This window comes from Okeania sp. (genome assembly GCF_983059655.1).
This window is the reverse complement of sequence record NZ_CEZPJD010000540.1, coordinates 1-5,469: the sequence shown is the minus strand read 5'-3', so window position 1 is coordinate 5,469 and position 5,469 is coordinate 1. Positions and strand designations below refer to the sequence as shown.

Here is a 5,469-nt window from a genome sequence, read left to right as displayed (position 1 = left end):
TGATAACTGATAACTGATAACTGATAACTGATAACTGATAACTGAAATGACCGCTTCTTTAATTAATTATGTCAAAGTGCGCCGAAAAGCTTAAGTAGTAAAGCCGATCGCTACATAATCAATTGTCTAAATTAAGTAATTACCCTCACCGGATTCATCAGTATATCTGTTGAAAGATTTGTTAAATGTTTATAAAAAATAAATATCAGTTCAAAATTCATGCAAACTAATAATATTAATCAACCAATGAACAAAGAAAAGTTAGAGCAATTAAATGCATTAACTAAAATAATGATTGTCAGTTTTCTGTGGCATGGTTCTGGTTTAATGAAATCTAGTCAAGCTACTGAAACTGAAAAAAATCCTACAAAGCCATCTCAGACAGAAGAAATCAACCATCCCGAGCAAAAATAATCATCATGTCGATATTATTAATGCAGGATGGCAGAAATAACTGACCTGTAACAAAATCCTAAAACAATTACAAATCAAGACTTTTGACTTCCGCGTAGTGGCAGCGCATTATTTTCTAACGAATATATTCCCTCAAAATACGATTACGTTTTGGATCTTCCAACTTTTTCAATGCCTTTGCCTCTATTTGTCTAATTCTTTCTCTCGTTAAATTAAAACGATCGCCAATCTCCTTCAGGGTTTTTTCTTGACCATCATCCAAACCAAATCGCATTCGTAACACATTTCTTTCCCTCTCAGTTAAAGTTTTAAGAACAGTTTCTACGTCTTCTTGTAAACAATTTTCAAAGACATATTTTGCTGGTGTTTCTCCATCAAACTCAATCGTTTCCTGATAGATGGTATTTTCTCCTTTGCCTATAGGAGTATCTAAAGATAACATTTCTTGAGCACATTCTATAATAAATCGTAATTTCTCTGTTGTCATTTCCATGCGTGTAGCGACTTCTTCCGCAGTTAAGAGACAAGGTTCCATTGACATCTGTTTAACTGTTTTTTTAATTTGAGAAATGGTTTCATAGAGATAAACTGGCAAGCGAATGATGCGAGAATAGTCACAAATAGCTCTAGTAATAGCTTGTCTAATCCACCAAATACCATAAGTAGAAAATTTATAGCCTTTTGTATGGTCAAATTTTTCCGTAGCACGAATTAATCCTAAACTACCTTCTTGAATCAAATCTTGGAAGTCTAATCCTCGGTTTTGATATCGTTTGGCAATTGATGTCACCAGTCGCAGGTTAGCTGTCACCATTTTATTTTTGGCCTCTCTACCTTGTTGGAGGCGATCGCGCAATTCTGGTATACTCATTTTTACAGCTGTCGCCCATTCTGTTTCATTAGGCGATCGCTGGAGTTTTTTCTCTAAATTTTCACGGATTTTTTCTAAAGCTGATAATTCATCAATTTGATGGGCTAAATTAATTTCTTCCTCAGGACGCAAGCGAGGTATTTTATTAATTTCTTTGTTATAAAGTTGAATGGAGTCTTGAGTAAATGTTGCGGTTGGCGGTTCTGTATCTTGGTCGTAGCTACTTTTAGTAGGCTCCTTATTTATAAATTCTTCTGTATATTCCCAATTATTTCTGGTTATATTTTCTAGCCAGTAAGTATCATAATAAGTAGGATTTTTACAATCAATTAACCACCATTTAATTTTGATATTTATATTTTTTACTGTCTGAAGAGCAACTATTACTAACTGATGGTAGTTATTTGTACAAATGAGTAATTTTTTTTTTTGCTTTGAGGAAGACTTTGAGAAATAGTTATTATTTTTTCTTGAAGTTTACGGTTTGTTTTAAATTCTGCTTGTAGCAACTCCAACAAAAATATTTCTAAGTTACTTTCTTCATAGCTATGAATTTTGTAAACATTATCAATAGATACACTGCAAGAAATTGGTAATTCTAGTTCTTCAATCTCTAAATTTTCCAGTTGTAGATTATAGCCAAGTTTGTCAAACAGGGCTACTATTTTTTTCGGGCCATTAACTTTTTTTAGATCGTCTATTTCTAATGAATGCCCTATCACGATTGTCTGTCTCCAAAATTAATTTACGCTAATATGTTGAGTGTTTAATATATTGCGATTAAAAGCATTATTATTTCTGTTTTTTTTGAGTTTGCTAAATTTATAAGAAAAATTTTTTTGTGTTTGATGAATATATAGATAGTTGTATTTTTTCAGTAACGATTACCTATTTTTTCCTTGTTATTCAAAGATTCAAATCTAGCAAAATTTTACTCCGGTCTAGGATAATTAGCGATCGCGCTTAATCATAGCTATTACTGTCATTAAAGAGCTTGATGAATTTATAATTAAATTATATACCATATATTTTTTTTTATGTCAAGCTTTATTTTTAAATTCTTGATATTATGATGTTTGTAGGTAATTAATCAAGATTATACGTCGCCATCATATTTAAAATGCGATGTCAAATTTTTATCATCTTGATTTATATGCAAAGTAAGCATTCAGCCGTCAGCAATCAGCTGTTTGCGCAGCATTCCGCAGGAAATGCTTAAAAGTTAGGATGATTATTTATACAGGATGAGATGAAAATTATGGGGTAATGGCAATTTTATAAATTTTTGCTACAAATCTTTGGACTATTTCTAGTAGTCAATAGTCAATAGTCAGTAGTCAGTATCAGTAGCTTTTATTATCATTTTTTGCTATGAACAAATCTATTAAGCGTAAAGGGTACATATGACTTAAACTACTTTAGCTGACTAAACTATTCGTAGTATTCTTTTTTCACGCTTGGGGTAATGGCAATAGGTAAGAAGAAATAAATTTTAATGTAAAACTGTACCTTAGCATCTTGAACAGTGCAGTATTTATATTTAGTCTAAAAATAGTTTTAAACATTAATATTAAAATATAATCTGTAAATATTGATAATATATATTTATACATCTGCAATCAGTGGAGAATACATTGAAGTAGTGAATAATTATTCAATAATTACCAGCAAAATTAACAGTTTTTATGAAGAAAAATTAGGAATAAAATTATGGAAACTTTATTAGGTATTTGTCTAGGTGTAGGCTTAAGTGCAGCTTGTGGTTTTCGCATATTTGTACCTCCTTTAGTCATGAGTATTGCAGCACAGTCAGGAAATTTACAACTGTCTTCTGATTTTGCCTGGATAGGCACCCCACAAGCAACAATAGCTTTCGGAGTTGGTGCATTTTTAGAAGTTGCAGCTTACTATATTCCTTGGGTAGATGAGCTACTAGATATTGTCGCCACTCCCACAGCAGTCATCGCAGGTACAATGATTACAGGTTCATTTGTAACTGAGATGAGTCCAATTTTACAGTGGACGATCGCTGCAGTCGTAGGAGGGGGTGCTGCGGGAACAGTACAAGGCTTAACAGACGTTACCAGATTAGCTTCTACAAGTCTCACCGGGGGATTGGCAAATCCTGGAGTTTCCACAATGGAGTTATTAAGTTCCTCTGTGTTATCAATTTTGGCGATTTCTGCACCAGTGTTCGCAGCTTTTCTTGTATTTGTGGTGATTGGGTTATTATTATCGGGGGTCAAAACTTTGCATCGAAAGTTGAGGCAGAGAAATAATACAGAAATACCACCGACGGAAATAGAGTAACACCATAGGCAGTTGAAATTTTGTCAGAAGTTGTTTTTGCAATTAGGGATATGATGTAGGTTGGGTTGACGTAGGTTAGCGGAGCTTATCCGTTAGGATAAACCAAAAAAAAGTAGGTATCTGTTGGGTTGCGCTGTCGCTTAACCCAACCTACTGGACTTATAAATAATTTCATTTTTATTATCCTAATTTTACCTACAATTATATAGTTCATAACTATAATTAACTGTGGAATGAGCATCTTGCCTGTTCCTAATATTTTCACCAGGATTTTCCCAACAGTTGAATTTCTCTAAATCATTTTTATTTACTTCTAAATTCACTGCCCATAAGTCTAAAGGTCGGGTTTTTTCTGTCAATATTTTAGCAATTGTTGAATCTGGTAATAATGCTGAGTTTTCTTGTTTTTTTGCCAGAATAAATTCTAAGTTTTTTGCTGGAAAATTAGTCTTTTTTTCCAAACGTTGGAAATATAAACCAATAGCCATTAAAGCACGAATTTCTGAGTGAGTTTTATAACTCATAGCAATCAAGATTGGAGCTTGAGATTTGGTTTGAATTATTTGGGCTAATAAATCGGCTCGTCGTGATTTTTGATAAGCATAATTTGTAACTACACTTAAGGCTCCACATAATCCCATTATTAATATTATGACCACAACTTTTTTGCCTGTTGCTCTGAAAAATTTGGGAATATTTTTAAATGGTTTGCTTCTTGTTTTTTTCTCATCAATATTATTTTCCCAACAACTAGCCATACTTAAAGCTAACAACAATAAAACCACAGAAAAATAAACAAAGCCATAACGAGCAACTAAAGATATGTCTTTTCCTAAACCATAAATTACAAAGAAAAATATGAGGATTGCAAACCCTAAAAATCCTCCTAATATCTGAATAGAAAGACCTGTTGATTGAGAGGCTAACGCAACTTTCCATCCTTGCCATAAACCAGGAAAAACCCAGACAAAAACTAACAACATTGTTACGCCAGAAAGGATGCTAATAAAAGTACTGGTTCCCTCCACTGGCAACATAAATATCATTGTTATTCCCCAGACAAATAAACGCAAGATAGGTTGCCAGATTTCATCTAGGTCATAACTGGTATCGATCCAACTCGTCAAATCATTACTTGAAATACCTGTCACTGCTGGCAACCACACCAAACAACCAACCAAACTCCCCAACCAAACTATATAAATGTGACACCAATAACGTTGAGAAAATTGTTTGATATCCCTGAGCAAAAACCAACCCATAACTAAGCCTTCCGCAGCTAGGGTTAATGCAAAAAAATAGTGGGTGGCAATGCCTAAACTATTAATTATTATCCAGAAACATCCTAACCATAAAGGTAATTTTTTTTGCTGTTGAATACAGCGTATTGCTTGGATGAGAAAAGCTAGAGAAATGATTATCCAGAGAATAGTTAGGGTGTAATGACGAGCTTCTTGGGCAACATAGATCCCATAGGGAGAGACTGCCATTAGTGCAGCAGCTATTTGTCCGACTATCTGAGAGCGAAAGGCAAAGCAACCAAGGGCAAATATTGCCGGAATAGCTAATACACCAAACAAAGCACTGAGCGATCGCCCTACTGCTAATGATACTATTTCTCCATCTGGGGTAAATATTTTTAGCCAAAAGTGAGTCAGCAGAAAATATAGAGGGGGATGAGTGCTTTCAGTCATTAAGTTGTGAATGACATCGCTGTAGGGAGTTGTTGCGTCCAAGCGCAGGGGTGAGAGGAGTTGTTGCCAAGTGATGACTTGATCTAGGGGGATGTCAAGAAAATTATGACCGAGACTGTAACCTAAAGTGGATATTTCTATGGAGTCAGCGGGTTTGTCTGCCCAAAAATTGTAGCGGAG

The 5,469-nt window shown here is 34.2% G+C and carries 4 protein-coding genes and 1 pseudogene; 2 read left to right on the top strand and 3 right to left on the bottom strand.

The window, feature by feature from the left end; all coding sequences use genetic code 11:
• The first annotated feature begins 219 nt into the window (after window positions 1-219).
• Window positions 220-414 carry a hypothetical protein gene (locus AC3DU7_RS23710; protein ID WP_488041760.1) on the top strand — a complete coding sequence of 65 codons (195 nt, stop codon included), beginning with the start codon at window positions 220-222 and terminating at the stop codon, window positions 412-414.
• Between the two features lie 115 nt (window positions 415-529).
• Here AC3DU7_RS23710 and AC3DU7_RS23705 read toward each other — a convergent pair.
• A pseudogene (locus AC3DU7_RS23705) lies at window positions 530-1,471 on the bottom strand (sigma-70 family RNA polymerase sigma factor); the annotation flags it as partial.
• A 200-nt stretch (window positions 1,472-1,671) separates the two neighbouring features.
• A complete protein-coding gene (locus AC3DU7_RS23700; protein ID WP_488041759.1) occupies window positions 1,672-2,007 on the bottom strand; it encodes a hypothetical protein in 336 nt (111 codons plus the stop codon).
• 988 nt (window positions 2,008-2,995) lie between these two features.
• Between AC3DU7_RS23700 and AC3DU7_RS23695 the strand changes: the two genes are divergently transcribed.
• On the top strand, window positions 2,996-3,595 hold the full coding sequence (locus AC3DU7_RS23695; RefSeq protein ID WP_488041758.1) for a DUF4126 domain-containing protein: 600 nt from the start codon (window positions 2,996-2,998) through the stop codon (window positions 3,593-3,595).
• 191 nt (window positions 3,596-3,786) lie between these two features.
• Here the strand turns inward: AC3DU7_RS23695 and AC3DU7_RS23690 are convergent.
• A partial coding sequence (locus AC3DU7_RS23690) for a glycosyltransferase family 39 protein (protein WP_488041757.1) occupies window positions 3,787-5,469 on the bottom strand: 1,683 nt, incomplete at its 5' end.